The 21,951-nt window shown below is 58.2% G+C and carries 19 protein-coding genes; 7 read left to right on the plus strand and 12 right to left on the minus strand.

Features of this window, described 5'->3' with window-relative positions; all coding sequences use genetic code 11:
* Window positions 1-16: 16 nt before the first annotated feature.
* From parE to CWI75_RS03090, 3 genes are all read right to left on the minus strand, one after another.
* Window positions 17-1,909 (minus strand): DNA topoisomerase IV subunit B, encoded by a 1,893-nt coding sequence (gene parE / locus CWI75_RS03080; RefSeq protein WP_101519973.1) that lies wholly within the window; start codon window positions 1,907-1,909, stop codon window positions 17-19.
* A 74-nt stretch (window positions 1,910-1,983) separates the two neighbouring features.
* The gene (gene cpdA, locus CWI75_RS03085; protein ID WP_101519974.1) at window positions 1,984-2,823 is read right to left on the minus strand and encodes a 3',5'-cyclic-AMP phosphodiesterase; all 840 of its coding nucleotides are present in this window, start codon (window positions 2,821-2,823) and stop codon (window positions 1,984-1,986) included.
* 21 nt (window positions 2,824-2,844) lie between these two features.
* Window positions 2,845-3,363, minus strand: coding sequence for a DUF1249 domain-containing protein (locus CWI75_RS03090; protein WP_241521054.1), 519 nt, complete (start codon window positions 3,361-3,363; stop codon window positions 2,845-2,847).
* Between the two features lie 149 nt (window positions 3,364-3,512).
* On the opposite strand from CWI75_RS03090, the gene CWI75_RS03095 reads away from it, so the two are divergent.
* Together CWI75_RS03095 and CWI75_RS03100 are read left to right on the plus strand one after the other, a co-directional pair.
* Complete coding sequence (locus CWI75_RS03095) at window positions 3,513-4,943, plus strand: TolC family outer membrane protein (RefSeq protein WP_101519975.1); 1,431 nt, start codon at window positions 3,513-3,515, stop codon at window positions 4,941-4,943.
* 43 nt (window positions 4,944-4,986) lie between these two features.
* Entirely contained in the window at window positions 4,987-5,604 is a 618-nt protein-coding gene (locus CWI75_RS03100; RefSeq protein ID WP_101519976.1) for a class I SAM-dependent methyltransferase, read from the plus strand.
* Between the two features lie 22 nt (window positions 5,605-5,626).
* Here the strand turns inward: CWI75_RS03100 and CWI75_RS03105 are convergent, their stop codons facing one another.
* Genes CWI75_RS03105 through CWI75_RS03115 form a run of 3 tightly spaced genes read right to left on the minus strand, consistent with a single transcriptional unit; the run spans window position 5,627 to window position 8,626 of the window.
* Window positions 5,627-6,700: a prenyltransferase/squalene oxidase repeat-containing protein gene (locus tag CWI75_RS03105; RefSeq protein WP_101519977.1), complete on the minus strand. Its 1,074-nt coding sequence runs from the start codon at window positions 6,698-6,700 to the stop codon at window positions 5,627-5,629.
* Entirely contained in the window at window positions 6,697-7,413 is a 717-nt protein-coding gene (locus CWI75_RS03110) for a class I SAM-dependent methyltransferase (protein WP_101519978.1), read from the minus strand. Before CWI75_RS03110 ends, CWI75_RS03105 begins: the two co-directional genes overlap by 4 nt.
* On the minus strand, window positions 7,400-8,626 hold the full coding sequence (locus tag CWI75_RS03115) for a glycosyltransferase family 4 protein (protein WP_241521055.1): 1,227 nt from the start codon (window positions 8,624-8,626) through the stop codon (window positions 7,400-7,402). Before CWI75_RS03115 ends, CWI75_RS03110 begins: the two co-directional genes overlap by 14 nt.
* A 306-nt stretch (window positions 8,627-8,932) precedes the next feature.
* Here CWI75_RS03115 and rfbA point away from each other — a divergent pair, with 306 nt between their 5' ends.
* Window positions 8,933-9,835, plus strand: a complete 903-nt coding sequence (gene rfbA, locus CWI75_RS03120; protein ID WP_101519980.1) for a glucose-1-phosphate thymidylyltransferase RfbA — start codon at window positions 8,933-8,935, stop codon at window positions 9,833-9,835.
* Complete coding sequence (rfbC, locus tag CWI75_RS03125; RefSeq protein WP_101519981.1) at window positions 9,825-10,373, plus strand: dTDP-4-dehydrorhamnose 3,5-epimerase; 549 nt, start codon at window positions 9,825-9,827, stop codon at window positions 10,371-10,373. The genes rfbA and rfbC overlap by 11 nt, the downstream gene beginning before the upstream one ends.
* 3 nt (window positions 10,374-10,376) lie before the next feature.
* Here the strand turns inward: rfbC and CWI75_RS03130 are convergent, their stop codons facing one another.
* Window positions 10,377-11,858 carry a DNA recombination protein RmuC gene (locus CWI75_RS03130; RefSeq protein WP_101519982.1) on the minus strand — a complete coding sequence of 494 codons (1,482 nt, stop codon included), beginning with the start codon at window positions 11,856-11,858 and terminating at the stop codon, window positions 10,377-10,379.
* 141 nt (window positions 11,859-11,999) lie between these two features.
* Here CWI75_RS03130 and CWI75_RS03135 point away from each other — a divergent pair, with 141 nt between their 5' ends.
* Entirely contained in the window at window positions 12,000-12,776 is a 777-nt protein-coding gene (locus CWI75_RS03135; RefSeq protein WP_101519983.1) for an SDR family NAD(P)-dependent oxidoreductase, read from the plus strand.
* Window positions 12,777-12,786: 10 nt separating this feature from the next.
* Here the strand turns inward: CWI75_RS03135 and rfbB are convergent, their stop codons facing one another.
* Both rfbB and rfbD read right to left on the minus strand, forming a co-directional pair.
* Entirely contained in the window at window positions 12,787-13,854 is a 1,068-nt protein-coding gene (gene rfbB, locus CWI75_RS03140; RefSeq protein WP_101519984.1) for a dTDP-glucose 4,6-dehydratase, read from the minus strand.
* Window positions 13,847-14,728 carry a dTDP-4-dehydrorhamnose reductase gene (gene rfbD, locus CWI75_RS03145; protein ID WP_241521056.1) on the minus strand — a complete coding sequence of 294 codons (882 nt, stop codon included), beginning with the start codon at window positions 14,726-14,728 and terminating at the stop codon, window positions 13,847-13,849. Before rfbD ends, rfbB begins: the two co-directional genes overlap by 8 nt.
* A 182-nt stretch (window positions 14,729-14,910) precedes the next feature.
* Here rfbD and CWI75_RS03150 point away from each other — a divergent pair, with 182 nt between their 5' ends.
* Both CWI75_RS03150 and CWI75_RS03155 read left to right on the plus strand, forming a co-directional pair.
* Entirely contained in the window at window positions 14,911-16,071 is a 1,161-nt protein-coding gene (locus tag CWI75_RS03150; protein WP_101519985.1) for a mechanosensitive ion channel family protein, read from the plus strand.
* A gap of 98 nt (window positions 16,072-16,169) precedes the next feature.
* On the plus strand, window positions 16,170-18,080 hold the full coding sequence (locus CWI75_RS03155; protein WP_101519986.1) for a DUF885 domain-containing protein: 1,911 nt from the start codon (window positions 16,170-16,172) through the stop codon (window positions 18,078-18,080).
* 89 nt (window positions 18,081-18,169) lie between these two features.
* On the opposite strand, the gene CWI75_RS03160 is transcribed toward CWI75_RS03155, so the two are convergent.
* From CWI75_RS03160 to CWI75_RS03170, 3 genes are all read right to left on the minus strand, one after another.
* Window positions 18,170-20,029, minus strand: coding sequence for a cation:proton antiporter (locus CWI75_RS03160; protein ID WP_101519987.1), 1,860 nt, complete (start codon window positions 20,027-20,029; stop codon window positions 18,170-18,172).
* Between the two features lie 76 nt (window positions 20,030-20,105).
* A complete protein-coding gene (locus CWI75_RS03165; RefSeq protein ID WP_241521057.1) occupies window positions 20,106-20,975 on the minus strand; it encodes an alpha/beta hydrolase in 870 nt (289 codons plus the stop codon).
* Between the two features lie 37 nt (window positions 20,976-21,012).
* Window positions 21,013-21,939, minus strand: a complete 927-nt coding sequence (locus CWI75_RS03170) for a branched-chain amino acid transaminase (RefSeq protein WP_101520114.1) — start codon at window positions 21,937-21,939, stop codon at window positions 21,013-21,015.
* Window positions 21,940-21,951: the final 12 nt, after the last annotated feature.

Below are 21,951 nucleotides of genomic sequence, written 5' to 3' on the forward strand. Positions count from 1 at the left end.
TCACGTAAAACCCTCTTCAGATTACGGCAATATCGGCCAGGTCGCCCTTGCTTTCCAGCCAGGCCTTGCGATCGCTGGAGCGTTTCTTGGCCAACAGCATATCCATCATGCTATTGGTGTCGTCGTCCGGGTCCAGCACCAGACGCACCAGGCGGCGGGTATCAGGGTCCATGGTAGTCTCCCGTAATTGCAGGGGATTCATTTCACCCAAGCCCTTGAAGCGCTGGACGTTTACCTTGCCCTTTTTCTTTTCCGCTTCAATACGGTCGAGAACGCCCTGTTTTTCACTTTCATCCAGCGCGTAGTACACCTCCTTGCCGATATCAATCCGATACAGGGGAGGCATGGCCACGTAGACATGGCCGGCTGCCACCAGGGGCCGGAAATGGCGCACGAACAGGGCGCAGATCAGGGTGGCAATATGCAGGCCGTCGGAGTCCGCATCGGCGAGAATACACACTTTGTGGTAACGCAGGCCGCTCAGGTCATCACTGGCCGGGTCCATGCCAATGGCGATGGAGATGTTATGCACCTCCTGGGAGGCCAGAATCTCCTGGGAATCGATTTCCCAGGTATTGAGTATCTTGCCGCGCAGGGGCAGGATTGCCTGGAATTCCCGGCTTCGCGCCTGCTTGGCGGACCCACCGGCCGAGTCGCCCTCCACCAGGAACAACTCGCCCCGGACAGGGTCTTCCCCGGAGCAATCCGCGAGCTTTCCGGGTAGCGCCGGGCCGGCGGTGACTTTTTTGCGGGTGACCTTGCGTGCCGTACGCAGGCGATTTTGCGCACTGTTGATGCACAGCTCGGCAATTTGCTCGGCCTCACCCGTATGCTGGTTCAGCCACAGGCTGAAGGCATCCTTGGCGACGCCGGAAACGAAGGCTGCTGCCTCGCGGGAGGACAGCCTCTCCTTGGTCTGGCCGGAAAACTGGGGATCCGCCAGTTTCACCGAGAGCACGTAACAGCAGCGGTCCCAGATGTCGTCGGGGGTCAGTCGCACACCCCGGGGCAGCAGGTTACGCAATTCGCAAAAGTCACGCAGGGCGTCCAGCAACCCGGTACGCAGGCCATTGACATGGGTGCCGCCCTGGGCAGTGGGGATCAGGTTGACATAGGACTCGGCAACGACATCTCCGCCCTCGGGCAGCCACTGCAGCGCCCAGTCTACAGCGGCACTGCTGCTACTGAAACTCCCCACGAAAGGGCGCTCGGGAACGCAGGGGAACTCACTGGTGGCATCCGTCAGATAGTCGGTAAGACCGTCCTCGTAATACCATTCCTCGGTTTCGCCTTTTTTCTCGTCGAGGAAGGTGACCCGCAACCCGGGGCACAATACCGCCTTGGCCCGGAGCACGTGCTGCAGGCGCGGAACGGAAAAATTCACCGAGTCAAAATACTGCGGATCGGGAGTGAATTTGATTGCAGTACCGGTGTTGCGCTTGCCACAGCTATCGATAACCGCGAGCTCGGAGGTTTTTTCGCCCCCGGCAAATGTCATCCGGTAGACATTGCCGTCGCGGCGGATAGTGATTTCCAGTTCCCGCGACAGGGCATTGACCACCGATACACCCACACCGTGCAGGCCGCCCGAGAACTCGTAACTCTTGTTGGAGAACTTGCCGCCGGCGTGCAGGGTACTGAGGATCACTTCAACGCCCGGTTTGCCTTGCCCCGGGTGCATATCCACAGGCATGCCGCGGCCATCATCACTGACGGTAACGGCCCCATCGCGATGCAGGATGACATCTATGCGCGTGGCGTGCTTGGCCAGCGCCTCGTCGACACTGTTGTCGATCACCTCCTGCGCCAGATGGTTGGGACGACTGGTATCCGTGTACATGCCCGGACGCTTTCGCACCGGTTCCAGCCCGGTCAGGACTTCAATGTCTTCCGCGGTATATTGACTCATTCCTGTGTATGGCTTCCCGATATTGCGTGGCTGAAAAATGGCATTGTACCCAACTGAGACTGCTCGCGGCGAGGCTAGGAATAACCGCCGGAGTCCAGATCGACGGTGAAGTGTACACCTTCAACCCGTGATACGCCGGTATCAATATGACCATCGGGTTGCAGTTGCAGCCAGCGGTATCCGGGCGCCGCGTCATCGGCCTTGAAGACATCACTACCGGGAGCAAACTGCACACAACAGGACGGGGACGCCATCAGACGCCGGCCCTGCCACACCCGATCTACCTGCTGGTGAATATGCCCCCACAAAATCCCGCGCACGCCCGGATACTGTTCGAGCACCGCAAAAAACGCCTCCGCATCGGCCACCTTCTGTGCATCCAACCACTGACAACCAATCGCAACCGGCTGATGATGCAGGCACACGAGACTGAACAAGCCTGCGACCGCCGCCTCTTCCAGCGCCTCGCGCAATAGCGCCAGCTGGCCGGCACCGAGTTCGCCGCCCACCTCGCCCTCTATCTGGGAGTCCAGCATCAGCACCTGCCAGCCGCCGATACGGATATCGTTGCTAAGCAACTCACCGGACGTGTCAAGCGTGTTCATCAGGGCGCGATTGTCGTGGTTGCCCGGCAGCCAGAACTGCCTCGGACACAGGCCCGCGAAATACGCGTGCAATCTCTGGTAGGCTTCCAGTGCACCGTTATCGGACAGGTCACCGGTACCCAGGATGGCGTCAATCCTCGGCTGTTCCCGGCGCACCTGGCTGATTACCGCCTGCACGGAGTGATCGGTATCCATACCCAGCAGAGTGCCGCCGGGCTCGCGGCAAAGATGGGTATCGGTCAATTGCACCAGGTGAATGGTCGCTGTTGGTACCGCAAGATAATGACGCAGGTGACGGTAACTGTTCATCGGAATTTTGCCGGTGCCGACTCAGCGGCAACGCTGGCTGGGTGAAGCGGGCAGGGACGCGCGGCCATTGGCCAGGCAGTGCTCCAGCCAGTCTGCCAGAAACTGGTTTTGCTGGGCCTTTTCATCCTGCTGGAACATCTGGGCGTTGGGGTAATTATAGCGGGCCTGAACCCGTCGATGAGACTGGAAAGCACCCACCTCCAGCATCCCTGCATCGTGGTAGGCACGCACATCCACTACCAGGTGGCCCAGCCAACGCTCCTCGGCATGGCTCTGGTGTAACCTGAAAAACGTGGTATAGCGACTGCGCTCAAGCACCTCGATACGTACTCGGGCAGGGCCAACGGCAAACTCGCGCAGATTGCCCTGTTCATACTCTGGAAACAGGCGCAGCAGGCGAATGTAATTTGCTTCACACAATGCATGTAAACGCACCAGGTCTGTCTTGAAAGGCCGCTTACGGGCCCGCTGTACCGCCATGCTCTCTTCCCGGGTGAATGATTGAAACGCCCCGGAGCGCAGCTGATAATCTAGCGGCATTACTGTTCCGGGAAGCGCGAGTGTAGCACTTGCCAAGCTCAAAATCCGCGAGGAATTTGCACGTTTTAGCCGCGATCGAATGCATGCCAAGCGAGGCCAAGGCTGCTACACTGGTTGGCGCTAACGGGCATCAGCATAAGGATAAACCGATGAAAAGAACCGGACTCGCGCTACTGGCGTTGACCCTCGCACTGGGCTCAATTGGCGCCGGAGCGGATTCACTGCGGGACATCTATGAAATGGCGCTGGCCAACGATGCCCAGCTTAAAGCCGAAAGGGCGCAATACCGTGCAGACCTCGAAACCGAAAAACTTGGCCTGTCCAGTCTTTTGCCCCAGGTAAACGCCAACTACGACTACTCGGACAGCGACCAGAATTCTACCGGCGAGAGTTTTACCGTAGATGGCGACAACGGCGGCATCGGCGGCGGTGTCACCGTGGTCCAGACCCGCACCGAGCTCGACACCAGCCGGGAAGGCTATGAGGTAACCCTGAACCAGGCGCTGTTTGACCTCCCCGCCTGGTTCACCTTCCAGTCCGGCAAGGAATTCAGCAAGCAGGCGGAAGCGACCTTTGCCGCCAATCAGCAGAACCTGATTATCCGCGTGACCGACACCTACCTGCAGGTACTGCGCGCCCAGGATAACCTGGCCGCGTCCCGGGCCCAGGAGCGGGCTTTCGAACGCCAGCTCGAACAGTCACAACAGCGCTTTGAAGTGGGCCTGATCGCCATCACTGATGTGTACGAAGCCCAGGCCGCACGAGATCTGGCGCAGGTCAATCGCATTGTTGACGAAAACAATGTCTCGGTCGCCCTGGAGCGCCTGACAGTACTTACCGGTCGCGAGCATAGTAATCTGCAGGTGCTGGAAGAAGACTTCAGCGCAAAACTGCCGGATCCGGTCGACCGTAAAGCCTGGGTAGACTTCGCCCTGGAGAATAACTTCAATTTGCAGGCCGCTCGCTACGCCGAGGAGGCCTCCCGGCAGAACGCCGCCGCCAACCGCTTTGAACACGCGCCGCGGCTGAGCGGCAACTACCGTTACTCGGACTACGATGTTAACGGCAGCCTGACCAGACAGCCATCAACAGGGTTCGACACCTCGCCCAACAGCCAGACTGACCAGAGCGTGTGGCAACTGCGCCTCGACGTGCCCCTGTATTCCGGCGGCGCAATCAGCGCCAATCGTCGCAGGGCAGCGCAGGAATTCAATGCCGCCAGGGAAAGCCGTATCAACCTGAGCCGCAATACGGTCACCAATGCCCGCTCATTGCATATGACCGTGATCAGTGATGTATCCCGAGTAGCCGCCAGAGCCCAGGCCATTGTGTCCTCACAAAGCGCGCTCGACGCCACCCAGGCGGGTTACGAAGTGGGAACCCGCAACGTGGTAGACGTGCTCAATGCACAAAACACACTGTTTGCGGCACAGCGTGACTACGCCAACAGTCGTTATGACTATATCATCAACATGCTGCGACTCAAGGAACAGGCCGGGCTGCTGAGCCCGGAAGATGTCTACACCCTGGATGCGGCACTGCGCGAGCCGAAGGCACCTACCGCCAACAGCACCCCCTGAAGTTACGTAAAAAATGCGCCCCTGTCCGGGCGCTGGAAAACCGATGATTGCCGACCTGCCCGCGAATATTGACCAGATCAAGGGTTTCCTTCACGACGCCGAGACGCTGGCACTGTACCGGCAGGCACTTGCTGTAAGCGCCCGGGGCCCGATTCTGGAGATTGGCAGCTACTGTGGCAAATCCACTATCTACCTGGGCCTGGCCGCTCGCCGCCAACACAGTACGGTTTTTGCCCTGGACCATCATCGCGGATCGGAGGAACACCAGCCCGGGGAAATGTTTCACGATCCCGAGCTGTACGACAGTGGTGTAGCGGCGGTAGATACTTTCCGGGAATTTCGCCGCAATATCGCCGGCGCAGGCCTCAACGAGGTGGTAGTCCCGGTTGTTGCCAGCTCGAGCGCGGCGGCGCGGCACTGGCAGACGCCTCTGGCAATGCTGTTCATAGATGGCGGCCACAGCCTCGAGGCCGCCCTCAATGACTACCGCTGTTGGGCCGGACACCTGCAACGCGAGGGCATTCTTGCGATCCACGATGTCTATCCGGATCCGGCCAAGGGCGGCCAGGCGCCTCGCGCCATCTACCGACTGGCACTACAGTCGGGTTTGTTTGAACGAGTGGAGCAAGTCGAGAGCCTGGCGATACTGCGCCGCCTGTAATGCCAACAGCCAGCGGTGGGGCTTACTGGTCCTGTCGGCGACGTGCCTGGAGTGCAACCGGATCCAGTAGTTGCACGCTGGTAAACAAGGCCGAAGCACCGGTGTAACCGGTGAGCGCGTCCGCCGCCAGCAAAATGGCGCCGGCGGTCCAGGTAGGCTTTTCCTCCGGCCACAGCAGATCCTCGACGAACTGGTAGCCGGTCCAGTAGGCGCCATCGTTATCCCGCCACTGGTGCAGCCAGCTGTATACCTCCACCGCCCGGGCGTGATCGCCCGCGGCCAGCAGCGCCATTACCAGCTCACAGGATTCGGCTACCGTGACCCAGGGCTCATCGGCAACGCAGCGGCAGCCGAGGCCGTCGTGAACAAATTCGTCCCAACGCACAGCGAGTCGCGAGCGTGCTTCGGCTCCACTGAACACACCCGTCAACACCGGATAAAACCAGTCCATGGAATAGCGGGCCTTGCTCTCCCAGGTGCGGTCAAAACGCTCGGGCTTCACCCGCAGCGCCTGGCCGAGACGGGTTCGGGCCTGCAGCCACGCAGGCCGTGATTCCGCCAGCGTCACTGCAATGTTACCGGCGCACTCCAGGCTCTTGTAAATTGAACTGCAGCCGGTGACAAGGGCATCGGCTTTGGGCTGATCGCGGGTATCCACCGCCCAGTCTATGTCGCCCTCTGGCCGTTGCAGACGGAGCACGAACTCTGTCGCCGCCTCAACCATTGGCCACATTTCGCGCAGAAAATCCGTATCACCGGTTACCAGGAAGTGATGCCACACACCGGTCGCCACATAGCCGACAAAATTACTTTCACGACGATGGTTGTTGTCTACCACGTTACCGCGATAGGAAGCCCACCAGCTGCCATCAGGTAATTGCAGTCCGGCCAGCCATCGATAGGCGCGCACAGCCGCCTCATACTCGCCACCGATCGACAGTCCCATGGCCGCTTCCACGTGATCCCAGGGGTCAGTATACCCGCCTTCAAACCAGGGGATTTCACCGCTGGGCTGCTGGGTCGCCAGCAGGAAGTTAACCGTGGGCCGGAAAAATTCCAGGGGAAACAAGCCGCGGCTCAGATAAAGCCCGCTCATGCAGCAGCCTCCTTGCGGAAATACATGACCACGCTTTTACCCATCACCGGGTTCAGCCACTTTTCCAGCGTTCGGGTAAACAAGGGCTGCTGCAACATGTCCCAGACCAGCAGGCGGTGGTATTGCCGCACCAGCCAGTTCGTCTCAACGGTTTTCCAGAACAGGCAGCGCAGCCACCAGTAGGGCGCGTGCAGCGCATGGGCACCGTGGCTGTGATAGCCCACAAAGCCACGGTGTTCAATTTCCGAGCGCAGCATACCGCGGCGAAAAATTCTCAGGTGGCCACCGGGCACCAGGTGGTACTGTTTGCGCAGTGCCCAGCAGAGGCGCTCTGGCCAGCGTCGCGGTACGCTCACGCAGAGCATGCCCTGCGGCTTCAGCACCCGGCGGATTTCCATCAGGGCGGCCCGATAATCGGGAATATGCTCCAGTACTTCCGAGCAGATTACTTTATCGAAGGTAGCGTCGGCAAAGGGCAGCGCCAGCGCCGACGCGGCGGTGAGGTCCAGTCGCTTGCATGTGTTATCCGGCTCCGCGAATTCCTGATAACGACTGCGGGCAGTGACCAGGTCCCCATGGGAAAGATCGACCCCTACCGCATGCACATCCCCCAGGATGTAGGCGGCAATGGCATGCCGACCCTCGCCGCAGCCGAGGTCCAGCAGGCGCTCACCGGGGTGCAGGGCGAAGTAGCGAAAATCAACGGTTTGCATCGGCGATAACCTTCCGATAATAAGCGTCCATGTCCCGGGCACAGACTTGCCAGCTAAACCGCTCCAGAATACGTTGTCGACCCGCCAGCCCCAGAGTGGCTCGTCGCAGGGGATCTTCCAGCAGCGCTGCAATAGCCTCCGCCAGCGCATCCGCGTTGCGGGCGGGCACCAGCACACCGGCATCACCGACGACTTCGGGCAGGGCACCACCATCGCTCGAAACCACCGGCACACCGCAGGCCATGGCTTCGCCCGCAGGCAAACCAAAGCCCTCATAAACGGAGGGCACTACAGCAATGCTGGATTCGGCATAATAGCGGACCATATCCGCCGTGCTGATACCACTGACAAAGCGGATACGATCCGCAATACCAAGGCGCGCTATCAGGCGCTCGGTCTTGCCGCCGGGCTCGGGCAGGCTGACCAGCAACAATTCCAGATCCGGGTAGCGTTGCAGCAGTTTGGCGTAAGCCTGCAGTAAATAGCGTAACCCCTTGAGCGGTGCGTCCGCAGATGCAGTCGCCATCAGCCGTCGCGGATTCCGGGTGACCTCCGGCAGTGGGCGAAACTCCTCGGTATCGATGCCGTTGTGGACCAGGGCAATACCCGCCGGCTGCAGGCCAAAGTCCCGGGCGATATCCTGGCGAGAACAGTCCGAGACGGTAACCACATGGTGCAGGCGTTTTATGACCCTCTGTTGCATTCGCAGAAACGAATGCCAGCGGCGGATCAGTAACTTCTGGTGCCAGTTACTGGCCGCACTGAGGGCGATGCGCAGGTCGCTGGTAATAGGGTGATGCACCGTCGTTACCAGCGGCAGACCCATGTTCTGCAGTTCCAGCATACCGTAACTCAGGCTCTGGTTATCGTGAATGAGATCATAGCTATCGCCATGCCGGCGCAAATACTTCACCACACGACGCCCGAAGGTATAGGGTTCGGAAAAGCCGCCGGTCAATTTACTGGTCCACTCGATAATATTACTCAGGGAGCGCAAATGATGAGGACGTAGTGATTGCAGGCCATTCTCGAACAGGTCAAGGCTGGGCAGCTGGACGAGGCGCACCCGTGGGTCAAGATGGGGGTAGGGTGGCCCGGAAATCACGTCCACGGTATGTCCCGCATCCACCAGGGCCTTGCTCAGGTACCTGAGGTAGACTCCCTGGCCGCCTGCATGCGGTTTACTGCGATAGCCGAGCAGGGCAATACGCAAAGACGGCAATGTCTCTGGCTGCACTACCGGAATAAATGGAGAACCCTCGGCAAGCGCGCTGGCCGGCGGCTCACCCGGTACTATATCAAAATGCCTGATGACGGCGTTCCTTTCAGTGTCAAGGCGGGAATCAGGGCCCGGGCACCCAGTGTTACAGGCAGAAACCGCGCGCATACCAGGGCATGATTCTAGCAGTCAACGTGCCATAAAGACCAGCCCGGCGGCAGCGCGATCATCGAGGCATTTCATCGTCAATTAAAGGATATTGAGCGTATAATCGCCGCTTTTAGGCGAATTGGGGACGGTATGGCGATCACTTATAAAGGAATCATTCTTGCGGGAGGGTCCGGAACACGCCTGCACCCATTGACCAGCACCGTGAGTAAACAACTGATGCCGGTTTATGACAAGCCGATGATTTATTATCCCCTGGCCACACTCATGCTCGCGGGCATCCGCGACATCCTTGTGATCACTACCCCGCGGGACCGGGAGGCTTTTGCCGACCTGCTGGGCGACGGTACACGCTGGGGCCTTAACATCAGTTATACGGTGCAACCCAGTCCGGACGGCCTGGCGCAGGCGTTTTTGCTGGGCGAGACATTTATCGGCAACGATCCGGTAGCCCTGGTTCTGGGTGACAACATTTTCTATGGCGGGGGCTTCACTCCCGGCCTGCGCAAGGCCGCCCGGCGCGACCGTGGCGCTTCCGTGTTCGCCTACTACGTTCAGGACCCGGAACGTTATGGGGTGGTCAACTTTAATGACGACGGTATCGCGCTGGATATCGAAGAAAAACCGGCCAACCCCAAATCGCACTATGCCGTGACCGGCCTGTATTTCTATGACAATGATGTTGTGGATATCGCCCGGAGTATTCGTCCCTCACCCCGGGGAGAGCTGGAGATTACCGATGTCAACAAAGCCTACCTGGCGCGCGGTGATCTACAGGTTGAAGTCATGAGTCGCGGCACCGCATGGCTCGATACCGGCACCCATAACTCGCTGCTGGACGCGGCCAACTTCATTCGGGTAGTAGAAGAACGCCAGGGCCTGAAAATTGCCTGCCCCGAGGAAGTGGCTTACCGCATGGGCTATATTGATGCAGAACAACTGCTGGCGCTGGCCGCGCCCCTTGAAAAAAGCGGTTACGGACTCTACCTGCAACAGCTACTAAGCCGCCGGGAGATAATGAGCAATGAACTTTGAACCGACGCCACTGGCCGACCTGACCCTGATAGAGCCGCGCGTCTTTGGCGATGAGCGCGGCTTTTTTCTCGAGAGCTGGAATGCCGAGACCTTTCGCAGCGCCGGCTTTGAACTCGGCTTTGTGCAGGATAATCATAGCCGCTCCGCCCGGGGCATTCTCCGGGGCCTGCACTACCAGACCCGGCAACCTCAGGGCAAGCTGGTACGGGTGACCAGCGGTGCGGTATTTGATGTTGCCGTGGATTTGCGGCGATCCTCGCCCACCCTGGGACAGTGGTGGGGCACCGAACTCAGCGCCACCAATCACCGGATGCTGTGGGTGCCACCGGGCTTTGCCCACGGTTTCTATGTGCTGTCTGATTACGCGGACTTCCAGTACAAGTGCACCGATTATTATCACCCGGACAGTGAGGTGTGCCTGGCCTGGGACGATCCGGCAGTCGGTATCGCGTGGCCGCTGGTTGATGCCGAAAAGCCACGACTTTCGAGCAAGGACAGTGAAGGGCTGGCCTGGGCAGAAATACCACTGTTTGAGTAGTTGTTAAACGACTCCCTGTGCCGGCGATGACGGCGTCGGGTCATCATCCAGTTGCTCGGCAACCGGGATATAATCAATTTCCAGGTTCGCCCTGTCGGCAAAAGAGGCGGGCAACTCGGCTTTGATCGAGGGTGCCAGTTGCTTGAATTCGCCTACCTGCTTCACCAGGTTGCCCTTGCCACTGACCAACTGGCCATCGGCCCTGGCGTAGGCCTCCTGGGCTTTGTCGAGCCCCTTTTTTACCCCTTCAAAACTCTCCAGGAAGCCATTCAGTTTCCTGAATACGGCATCCGCCTTTTGGGCCAGCGCCGCAGTGTGTTTATTCTGGTCTTCATAGCGCCACAGTTGGCGAACAATATTGAGACTGGTTAACAGGGTTGTAGGGGTTGCCACCAGTACGTTATTCCCAATGGCTTTCTGAAACAGGGTTTCATCGGCCTTGAGGGCCTCCACAAAAGCCGATTCAATCGGGATGAACATGAACACCATTTCCGGGGAGTTAAGCCCCGGGAGCTTGTAATAATCCTTTTCCGCCAGCTCACCAATCCGCTGGCTAATAGCGTTTACATGCTCTTTCAGGGCCTGTTTGCGCAACAGCTCGTCCTCGCCATTTACGTAACGGGTATAGGCATTGAGTGAAACCTTGGCATCAATTACCAGGTGTTTATCCTGCGGTAAGTAGACAATGACGTCCGGGCGGCGGCGACCCTCTTCGGTGGTAATGGAAACCTCGCGCTTGTAGTCCAGCCCCAGCTGCAGGCCCGAGCGTTCAAGCACATTTTCCAGCACCAGTTCGCCCCAATTGCCCTGAAGCTTTTTTTGCCCGCGCAGTGCGGTCGACAGTTCGTGGGCTTCGGTAGTGATTTTCTGGTTCAGTTCTTTCAGGGTTTCCAGCTCTTTGCGCAGCTCGCCCTGCTGGGTGGTTTCGCGGTGGTGAATTTCCTGAACTTCCTTCTTGAAACCATCCATCGACTGCTGGAAGGGATTCATCACCGACGCCAGGCTGGTTCTGCTGTGCTCCTGCAGGACTTTGCTTTTTGCATCAAGGATGTCATTGGCCAGCACCTTGAACTGTTCGGACAATGCTTTTTTCTGCTCTTCGAATTGCGTGACCTGCTGTGCATGGCCCTTTTCCCGTTCATCCAGGGACGTTTTCAGTTGCGTGCAGGTTGCAGCGAGCTCCGCGTATTTCTCCTGCAGGAGGCGGTATTCCTGCTGCCATTTGCCATATTCAGCTTTTTGCTCCCGCGATACCTCCGTCAGCCGTGCCTGCAGTTCGCTCTGGTGCCTGATATTTACGTTCAACTCTGCTGCAACTGAATGTCGTGCTTTTTCTGCATTGTGCCGCTCAGTGACGGCCACATTCAGCTGCTGCAACAGGGCGGCGTTCTTTTTGCCCAGGAACACATAGGTCACAAGAAAACCGAGGATGGCCGCGATCAGGGCAACCAGTGCCATCTCCGGCGTAACGAACAGGTCTTGCATTATTTTTCCCCGGGCAATATCTGAAAACTGCAGAATAACAGAATACTGCAAATCGCCGCCCGCCTCTCTCGCGAATGTCCATCCGGGTATTTTGCAGTTAACATATCGCGGATACCCAGATCATTGTTAAAGGAGCGAGCTGTGGTTCCGAATTATTTTCAATTGAATAAAAAAATCGCGCTGGTAACGGGAGCCTCCAGTGGGTTGGGCGTGCACTTTGCCAATGTACTCGCGAATGAGGGTGCCACGGTGATTCTCGCCGCACGACGGGTAGAAAAACTGGCACAGGAAGTGGCCGCCATCAAGGCAGCAGGGGGGAAAGCGGATTCGGTAGCCATGGATGTCACCAGCCCGGACAGTGTTCAGCAGGCATTTGCGGATATCGCGGCCCGGCATGGCGCCATCGATATCCTGATCAACAATGCCGGAGTTGCCAGTGACCCCATCAAATTTCTCGATACCGGTGAAGAGGACTGGAACCGGATAATTGAGACCAACCTCAATGGCGCCTGGAGAGTGGCGCGAGCGGGTGCCCGGCAAATGGCTGAAGCAGGAGTGACGGGCAGCATCGTCAATATCGGATCTATCTATGGCCTGCATACCGGTGCGCTCAAGGCCGCCTACAATGTCTCCAAGACCGGTGTGGTCCAGCTGACGAAAGCCATGGCCATAGAGCTGTGCCGTAACCGGATTCGTGTTAACGCCCTGTGCCCCGGATGGTTTCTCACCGATATCAACAGCGAGTATTTCCACAGCGAGAGCGGTGAGCGTTACATCAAGACCATTCCCGCCAGGCGCATGGGCGAACTTGAAGACCTGACAGTGCCGCTACTGATGCTGGCCAGCAATACTGCCGGTGGTTACATGACAGGGACAACAGTGACAGTGGACGGCGGCATGGTGGAGAGCCCCATCTGACCGGACCAGCTCAGACCACCAGCAGCGGCCGCCACCAGTTTTCATTGGCCAGGTACCAGTCGATGGTGCGGCGAATCCCGGTTTCAAAGGTCTCCCGGGGGGCATAACCCAGTTCACGGCTGACCCGGCCGGCGTCGATCGCGTACCGCCAGTCGTGGCCGGCACGGTCCTCTACAAAACGGATCAACTCACGGGCACTGCCGCGTGAGGTACCCGCTGCATCAGGAAAGGATTCCGCCAGCGCGGGGTCCCGGCGAAAACGGGCGTCCATCTCATCACAGAGCAGCTCGACAATGGCCAGGTTGTTCCATTCGTTATTGCCGCCGATATTGTAGCTCTCGCCGATAACGCCGGCCTCCAGCACACACTCAATCCCGCGACAGTGGTCTTCCACATACAGCCAATCGCGAATATTGCTGCCATTGCCATACACTGGCAGGTCTTTACCCCGCAGGATATTGGTGAGGCACAGGGGGATCAGCTTCTCGGGGAAATGCCAGGGACCATAGTTATTGGAGCAGTTGCTGGTAGTCACCTGCAGACCATACGTATGGTGATAGGCACGCACCAGATGGTCGGATGCGGCCTTGCTGGCAGAGTAGGGGGAGTTGGGCTGGTATTGCTGTGCCTCATGGAAACCCGGCGCATCGGCTGCCAGGGAGCCATATACCTCGTCGGTCGAAACGTGATGGAAGCGGTGGGGCATTACAGTGGGGCCGCCCAGCCAGACTTCGCGTGCGGCCTTGAGCAGGGTGTGCGTACCCACAATATTGGTATCGATAAATGCGTCCGGGCCGGTAATGGAGCGGTCGACATGGCTCTCTGCGGCAAAGTGCACGATACAGTCGACGGCGTGTTCGCGGAGAGTCGACAGCACCCGGGCATAATCGCAAATATCGGCGTGTATGAAGTGAAACCCGGGGCGACCTTCCAGCGCGGCCAGATTAGCGCGGTTACCTGCGTAGGTCAGTGCGTCGTAAGCCACCACCGTGTCTTCCGGGTGCCGGGCTCGCCAGTAGTGCACAAAATTGGCGCCGATAAAGCCGGCGGCGCCGGTTACCAGCAGGGATCTAGTCATGTCCGTGGTCCTTGAGGTCTTGTAACATGGCGCGCAATTGTACCCGCCAATGCACCGGGGACAAACCCAGGTCATGCCAGCTTTGCTGCTTGTCCAACACGCTGAAGGCAGGCCGCTGTGCCGGCGTTGGGTAGTCACTCGCAGGAATAGGTAGCACGGCAACGGGCCGGGAAAGCAGGCCTGCCGCCAGACCTTCCTCGGCGATGGCGACCGCAAAATCATACCAGCTGCATACCCCGGCATCACTCCAGTGGTAAATCCCCTGTAGCTGTGGGCGTTCAACCGCCGCCCAGATCGCCTCCGCGAGGCCCCGGGCCCAGGTTGGGGTTCCCACCTGGTCACACACTACAGCCAGGCTGTCCCGTTCGCGCATCAGGCGCAGCATGGTGTTGACAAAATTGGCGTCGGATCGCGAGTACACCCAGCCCGTACGCATAATAAACGCGCCCGGCAATGCCGCCTGTACAGCACGCTCCCCGGCCAGCTTACTGCGGCCGTAGGCGCCGAGCGGATGGGTGGGCGATGACGGTGTATAAGGATGCGCGGCCTCACCGGAAAACACGAAATCCGTGGATACGTGAACCATTCGGCACCCGATCCTGGCGCAGGCAGCGGCCAGGTTCACAGCCCCGGTCGCGTTAATTGCAGTGGCCTGGTCTTCATCGCTTTCCGCACGATCCACTGCGGTGTACGCGGCCGCATTAAGCACCCAGTCCGGCCGATGGTTTTCCAGGCAAGACTCGACCGCGGCAGCATCGCTGATATCCAGCTGCGCTCGGTCCAGGCTGACCAGGTTTACGGTCGCGGGCGCTGAGCGCTGCAGTTCGCGACCCAGCTGGCCGCGGGCACCGGTAACAACAATGGTTTTTGGCAAGCAATGACTCCGATTCGAGGATTTGATCCAGGGGCGTGACATGATAAAGGCTGGGACGGCCACCGCCTAGCCCGGCATTGCGGTGATGCAGGGGCATTACGAGTATGCTCGGCAATAAAGGAGTATTGCCAGCAGCGCCTTGTGCATTCATCATGCCTTGCGTTGAATAACGGGTAGAACTTATGGATATCGCATCATTCAGGGATTTCTGGGAACTGGTGACCGATGTATGGGAGCACGGCGTCTACGGCGCTGATATTGTGCACGTATTGGCCGCGCTGTTCATTATCCTGGTGGCCCTGCTATTTCGAAACATGTTCACCCGTTATGCGATGGGCGCGCTGCAGCGCGCGGCGAACAGGACCCATACGGAACTGGATAACGCCCTGCTTGATGCCGTACGCGGGCCACTGCGTTTCCTGCCGGTACTGCTGGGCATTTTCTTCGCCACCAGCGTACTCAAGGTAGACGAACAGGTCGCAGACTTCCTCTACAACATCAACCGATCACTGGTCGTATTTACGCTGTTCTGGACATTTCACCAGCTGACCGGGCCAGTCGGCGCGTTACTACAGCGCTCCCGCGGATTCCTCACCCAGCCCATGGTTGACTGGATGGTCAAGATTGGCCGGATACTGCTCATCCTGGTGGGCGCGGCGACGATACTGGAACTCTGGGGCATTGCGGTCGGGCCCATCATCGCCGGTCTCGGGCTGTTCGGCGTGGCCGTTGCCCTGGGCGCCCAGGATTTGTTCAAGAACCTCATCGCGGGTCTCTTTGTTATCGGCGAACGCCGCTTTCAGGTTGGCGACTGGGTAAGCGTCGATGGCGTGGTTGAAGGTATTGCGATGGAGATAGGATTTCGCACCACCACCGTGCGCCGCTTCGATCGCGCCCCCGTTTATGTGCCCAATTCTCGTTTGGCAGACAACGCGGTCATCAACTTTTCCCGCATGAGCCACCGTCGTATCAGCTGGATGCTGGGTGTTGAATACCGCACTACCCTGGAACAGCTGAAGCAGATCCGCGATGGCATAGAGAACTACATTCTCGATAATGACGAATTCGCCCAGCCCACTGAGGTACCGACTTTTGTACGCATCGACTCATTCAACAACAGCTCCATCGACATCATGCTGTACTGTTTTACGAACACGACCGTCTGGGGTGACTGGCTGGAAATCAAGGAGCGGCTTGCCTACAAGATAAAGGAAATTGTCGAGGACGCGGGTGCAGGTTTCGCCTTCCCCAGCCGTTCGCTCTATCTGGAAAGCCTGCCCGATGCGCCGGAGGTTTTCCCGTTGTCACCGGCCCAACAACCGGGCCCCGCGACGGCCGATTAAAACCACGGGGTCAGGTCTCGCATTGTAGCATTTCGCCAAATGCTATAATGCGAGACCTGACCCCGCTGTCACACTATCATCATACATAGGCCAGATTTATGTCCTTAAAGAAAGAGTCACACCGTAAGACCATTACCGGCTTTTTGCTCGGCGCTGCGTTATTGAGCACGGGCTGTCAGCCGGAGGAAACGCAACAGGAACAACTCACTCAACAGGCTACTCAGCAAGAGCAGGCGGCCACTAATGCCGCCGTTGAGCAACACCGTAACGCACAGCCGGAAATCCTGTTCGAAAAAATAACTGCAAGCCTGTTTTCAGCTCGCCCGATGCACGCCACCAAGTATGGTGTCAGCGAGGAGACGGCTGGCGGCTACTATCAGGACAAGCTGCCGGATTTTTCTCCCGCGGCTGAAAAAGCCTTTCGCGAGAGCTTGCGACAATATGCTGAGCAGCTGGCAATGATCTCGCCGGATGCGATCCAGGACGAGGAGAATCGCAGGGTCGTGATTGACCTGGCCGATTATTATTCAGGTAGTCGGGAATTTGATATCGGCTTTATTGATAGCTGGATGGGGCACTCCCCGTTCATCGTCAGCCAGATCAATGGCCCCGCTATTGATGTGCCCAATGTCCTGCAGAATAACCACCCGGTTAAGAGCGAACAGAATGCCAGGGACTATATCGCGAGACTGGCACTGTTTGATGACATGATTGAAAGCGTGATCAGCAAAGTACGGGCCGACGCCGAAAAAGGCTGGGTTCCACCCAAGGTTATCATCAAGGGCGCCGTGTCTTTCCTCACCGGCTTTATTGCCGCCGAACCAGAGCAACATGTGTTGGTTGACAGGCTACAAACCAGGCTGGACGCGCTGGATCTTGCCGAGGATAAGAAAAACGCAATGATGGTTGAGGCGGTAAACCTCGTCAAAAATACCGTTTATCCTGCCTATGAAAACCTGGCAAAGGTGATGCGGGAACTGGAGCAAAAGGCACCTCAAGAATCAGGCATCTGGGCACAACCGGGGGGCGAGGAATTTTATCGCTACGCGGTCAGCGAACTGGGTGATACGGACTTAACACCGGAGCAAGTACACCAGATCGGTCTCGATGAAGTAGAGCGTATTACGGCGGAAATGGATGTCATCCTCAAATCCGAAGGCCATGACGAAGGCTCAGTCGGCAAGCGTATGGCAGCCCTGAATGAGGAAGACCGGTTCATTTACGAAGATTCAGATGAAGGTCGGCAGGCATTACTGAATGACCTGAATGACATGTTGGCGGAAATCAACGAGGTGATGCCAACCCGATTCGCGACCATTCCACCTTACGATGTTGAAATTCGCCGCATCCCTGTTGAACGCCAGGAAGGCGCGCCAGGTGGCCAGTACACAGCTCCACCACTGGATGGCTCCGAGCCGGGCATTTACTGGATCAACCTGCGCGATATGAAAGCAAACCCCAGGTTTGGCCTGAAAACACTGACCTATCATGAAGCCAACCCTGGTCACCATTGGCAAATTGCCTTGAACCTGGCCCAGGAAAGCCTGCCCATGCTGCGCCGCATTGCGCCCTACAACGCCTATGTTGAGGGCTGGGCTTTATATTCAGAACTGGTCGCCTGGGAAATGGGCATGTATGAAAATGACCCTTATGGAGATCTGGGACGCTTGAAAGCAGAGCTATTCCGGGCAGTTCGCCTGGTGGTTGATACCGGCCTGCATCATAAGAAGTGGACCCGCGAACAGGCGATTGCCTATATGGCTGAAACAACCGGTACGGCACAATCGGATGTGGTTGCAGAAATCGAGCGCTACATGGCCTGGCCGGGGCAGGCCCTGGGCTATAAGCTCGGTATGCTTAATATCGTGAACCAGCGTAACAAAGCAAAAGCAGCGTTAGGCGAGGACTTCGATATCAGGGAGTTCCACGACGTGGTGCTATTGGGTGGCGCTGTGCCAATGACAGTGCTTAATGAAAAAATCGATATGTGGATAGCCAGTAAAGAATAAGGGCGTCGGGGTCAGGTCTCGCATTGTAGCATTTTGCCAAATGCTACAATGCGAAACCTGACCCCCGTTACATGACCCCAGCTATATGATCACGGTATTTTCTTGTCCTCTTGTTTGTTGTCGAGTTTTTTCTCGGTCATGAGCCGGGCTTCCTCGGTCTTTGGTGGGGTAAGACTCAGCACTTGCCAGCCCGGCCCCGGCTCCAGCATGCCTTCATCGACAAAGACTTCCAGCCGGTCTTTGGGTGAAATGGCGAATAGCGGTATGACCCTGCCTTCATGTAATTGCAGAAGGCTGGTGAAATCGAACTCCTCGGTCAATTTGGTGCTACGGATCTCCCAGCCGTGGCTGAGCAAGCTGGCGAATTTGACGTAGCTCATATCTTTGTCGAACAGAATGTAACCGCGATGCTCCGTGCCCAGTTTGTGCTTTTCCGCTATGTCGGTTTCAGTCGTCGCCAGCAAGGTATAGACCTTGTTGGTGCCAAACTCGCTGCTGTAGCGCATGCTAGCCACCACGTTGATCCCGAGACTCGGCGACAGCGCCAGCAGTCGGCCTATGCCCACCAGGTCGAGATGCTGGTCGGCATAGGCGGAAACGGCGTTGCCATAAAACGTTTCCAGCCCCTCCATGCGTGCAGCACGAATGTATTCCCACTGGGTATCGGTAAGCAGAACGCGCACACCGCTTTTTTGTAGCGCTACGCCGATCGCCCGCGCCACGGGATTCGCGCCCACCACCAGAAAACCGCTGGCAGCAGGCTCGGCAACCCGCAACAGTCGGGCGAGGCCACGAGAGGTGGCACTTTGTAGCACCACCGTGCCAATGATGATCGAGAATGTCAGCGGCACCAGGATTGCGGCTTCAACATGCCCGGCTTCTTCCAGACGGATGGCAAATAATGCCGACACCGCTGCGGCAACGATGCCCCGGGGCGCTATCCAGGACAATAATGACTTTTCCTGCCAGGTGAGGCTCGAACCGATTGACGACAACCAGATTGATGCCGGTCGTGCGACCAGCTGCATGACCAGCAGCAACAGCAGAGGTGTCCAGCCCAACGCAAGGATGTTATCAACGGTCAATCGTGCCGCCAGCAGAATAAATAAACCGGAGATCAGCACAACACTGAGGTTTTCCTTGAAGTTGAGGATCTCGTTGATATGCAAATCTTTCTTGTTCGCCAACCACATACCCATTAGCGTCACGGCCAGCAAGCCTGACTCATGGGCGAGGTGATCAGAAACACTGAAGGCAGCAAATACTACCGAGAGCGTGGCCAGATTCTGCAGGTAGTGCGGTACCCAACCACGCTTGAATACGAAACCGAGAAACCAGCCGCCGGCAATACCCAGGACACTGCCTACGGCAATAATCTCGAGAAAGGCAAGCAGGCCATGAAGTACCCCCGCGCTCTGGGTCTGTGCGACCACAAACTCATACACCACGACCACCAGCAAAGCACCGATCGGGTCGATCAGGATGCCCTCCCAGCGCAGGATGTTGGAGATATTGCGGTTTGGTCTTACGGTACGCAGCATCGGTACGATAACGGTGGGACCGGTTACTATCGCCAGTGCACCGAACAGGACACTCAACTCCCATCCCACGCCAACCAGGTAATGCGTCGCGGTCGCAACGACCAGCCAGGTCACCGCCGCTCCCAGGGTAATGAGACGCTGTACCACAGCCTTCTGTGACCGTATTTCGCTTACATCAAGAGTGAGGCTGCCCTCGAAAAGTATGATCGCCACTGACAGGCTGATCAGTGGAAACAGCAGATCACCGAACAGCTGGTCGGGGTCGAGTATCGAAGTGAGCGGTCCAAGCACAATGCCGGCGGCGAGCAAAAACAAAATCGCCGGCAACTTTACACGCCAGGCCAACCATTGGCAGCCAAAAGAAACCAGGCCTATCAGGGCGATGCTGAGACTCATTGATAACAACATGAAGCATCCTCGGGGTCAGGTCTCGCATTGTAGCAGTTTGCAAAATGCTACAATGCGAGACCTGACCCCGGCACTCTTAGCAGCGCGCCTGCAACCAGGTGCACAGGTCCCCAAGCACCTGCTCGCGCTCGGGTTCATTGAAAATCTCATGGTACAGGCCGGGATAAAGATGCAGGGTCTTGTCTGTTGAGGCCACCTCCGCACACAGGGCGGATGAACCAGCAGGGGCGGTCATCACATCGCTCTCGCCATGCATCAACAGCAGCGGCAGTGTCAGTTCACCACAGCGCTGGTTAACCTGCGCCATCGCCGCAAACATTTCCGCCACCAGTCGGGCACTGACCTTGCCGTGATGCACAAGAGGGTCGGCTTCATAGGCCGACACCACACTCCGGTCACGGCTGACCTGGCTGGCATCCAGCTGCAACAGTCCCAGGGTAGGCCACAGCCGCGACAGCAACCGGTTCAGCCACAGCAACGCCGGCGCGGGGGGCTCGGGCACCTGCAATGCCGCGGCGGACAACACCGCGCCCGCAAACTGGCCCTGGACCTGCAGCAGCAGGCGTGCCGCAATCAATCCGCCCAGGCTGTGGCCGACCAGAAAACAGGGTCGGCCCGGATACCAGCCGGCAATCGTGGCACGCAGTTGCAGCAGAGGCCCCAGAAAATCGCTGAACCCGGCAATATGGGCGCGGTGCCCCGGCGAGCGACCGTGGCCGACATGGTCGGGGGCCACCAGTGCATAACCGCGGGCGCAAACGTATTCTGCAAACGCCTGGTAGCGGCCACTATGCTCCCCCAGGCCGTGGGCAAGCAACAATACCGCCCGTGGCTCTCCGACAGCCGGCCAGTGACGATAGAACACACCATTGGGCAAGGTGGCTTCCCGTGCCTGCGGCACGTTCTTGTCGCTATCGCTGACGACTGGCTTGTCACTATCGCTCACGGCTGGCGCCTTCATCTGAGAGCTGCGCGGGTAGCCCTCAGGCGACCGGCGTCAGCCACTCGGCGTGTTGCGAACGGTTGCCGCGTACCGAATCAAAGTACATGGCCTGCAGCTTTTGGGTCAGGGGCCCGCGAGAACCGGTACCGATCTTGCGACCATCCAGCATGCGGATAGGCACGACTTCGGCGGCCGTGCCGGTGAAAAAGGCTTCATCGGCGATATAGACTTCATCCCGGGTAATCCGCTTTTCGTGTATCTCGTAGCCCAGTTCGGACGCCAGGGCGAACACCGTGTTGCGAGTGATCCCGTCCAGGCAGGAGGTCAGGTCCGGGGTGAAAATCCGGTTTTCGCGCACGATAAACACGTTCTCGCCGCTGCCCTCGGCAACATAACCCTCGTTATCCAGCATCAGTGCTTCTTCGGCACCGCTGTCAAGCGCCTCGCGCAGGGCCAGCATTGAGTTGATATAGTTGCCGTTGGCCTTGGCCTTGCACATGGTGATATTCACGTGATGCCGGGTGAATGAGGAAGTGCGTACCTTGATACCGCGGTCGCGGGCCTCGGGATCCATGTAAGAGGGCCATTCCCAGGCCGCCACCATGACGTGGGTGCGCAGGCTGTCCGCGCGCAGGCCCATGCCCTCGGAACCGAGGAAGCACATCGGCCGCAGATAACCTTCCTCAAGACCATTCTCCCGCACTACGGTGCGCTGGGCTTCATTCAGGGTAGCCTTGTCAAAGGGCATATCCATGCCAAGGATATGCGCGGAGCGAAACAGCCGATCTGTGTGTTCTTTGAGACGGAAAATGCAGGTGCCACGGTCCTTGGTATGATAGGCACGCACGCCCTCAAAAACACCGAGGCCATAGTGCAGGGTGTGGGTCAGGACATGCACCTTGGCATCGCGCCAGGGTACCAGTTCTCCATCCATCCAGATTACGCCGTCTCGATCCGCAAAATTCATCGCTGCACTCAT

This window comes from Kineobactrum sediminis, from assembly GCF_002868715.1.
Lineage (GTDB): Bacteria > Pseudomonadota > Gammaproteobacteria > Pseudomonadales > Halieaceae > Kineobactrum > Kineobactrum sediminis.

Bases quoted from the DNA above. Each gene is read 5' to 3' on its own strand.
- parE (WP_101519973.1), bottom strand. From the start codon at position 1,909: ATGAGTCAATATACCGCGGAAGACATTGAAGTCCTGACCGGGCTGGAA.
- cpdA (WP_101519974.1), bottom strand. From the start codon at position 2,823: ATGAACAGTTACCGTCACCTGCGTCATTATCTTGCGGTACCAACAGCG.
- CWI75_RS03090 (WP_241521054.1), bottom strand. From the start codon at position 3,363: ATGCCGCTAGATTATCAGCTGCGCTCCGGGGCGTTTCAATCATTCACC.
- CWI75_RS03095 (WP_101519975.1), top strand. From the start codon at position 3,513: ATGAAAAGAACCGGACTCGCGCTACTGGCGTTGACCCTCGCACTGGGC.
- CWI75_RS03100 (WP_101519976.1), top strand. From the start codon at position 4,987: ATGATTGCCGACCTGCCCGCGAATATTGACCAGATCAAGGGTTTCCTT.
- CWI75_RS03105 (WP_101519977.1), bottom strand. From the start codon at position 6,700: ATGAGCGGGCTTTATCTGAGCCGCGGCTTGTTTCCCCTGGAATTTTTC.
- CWI75_RS03110 (WP_101519978.1), bottom strand. From the start codon at position 7,413: ATGCAAACCGTTGATTTTCGCTACTTCGCCCTGCACCCCGGTGAGCGC.
- rfbA (WP_101519980.1), top strand. From the start codon at position 8,933: ATGGCGATCACTTATAAAGGAATCATTCTTGCGGGAGGGTCCGGAACA.
- rfbC (WP_101519981.1), top strand. From the start codon at position 9,825: ATGAACTTTGAACCGACGCCACTGGCCGACCTGACCCTGATAGAGCCG.
- CWI75_RS03130 (WP_101519982.1), bottom strand. From the start codon at position 11,858: ATGCAAGACCTGTTCGTTACGCCGGAGATGGCACTGGTTGCCCTGATC.
- rfbB (WP_101519984.1), bottom strand. From the start codon at position 13,854: ATGACTAGATCCCTGCTGGTAACCGGCGCCGCCGGCTTTATCGGCGCC.
- CWI75_RS03150 (WP_101519985.1), top strand. From the start codon at position 14,911: ATGGATATCGCATCATTCAGGGATTTCTGGGAACTGGTGACCGATGTA.
- CWI75_RS03155 (WP_101519986.1), top strand. From the start codon at position 16,170: ATGTCCTTAAAGAAAGAGTCACACCGTAAGACCATTACCGGCTTTTTG.
- CWI75_RS03160 (WP_101519987.1), bottom strand. From the start codon at position 20,029: ATGTTGTTATCAATGAGTCTCAGCATCGCCCTGATAGGCCTGGTTTCT.
- CWI75_RS03170 (WP_101520114.1), bottom strand. From the start codon at position 21,939: ATGAATTTTGCGGATCGAGACGGCGTAATCTGGATGGATGGAGAACTG.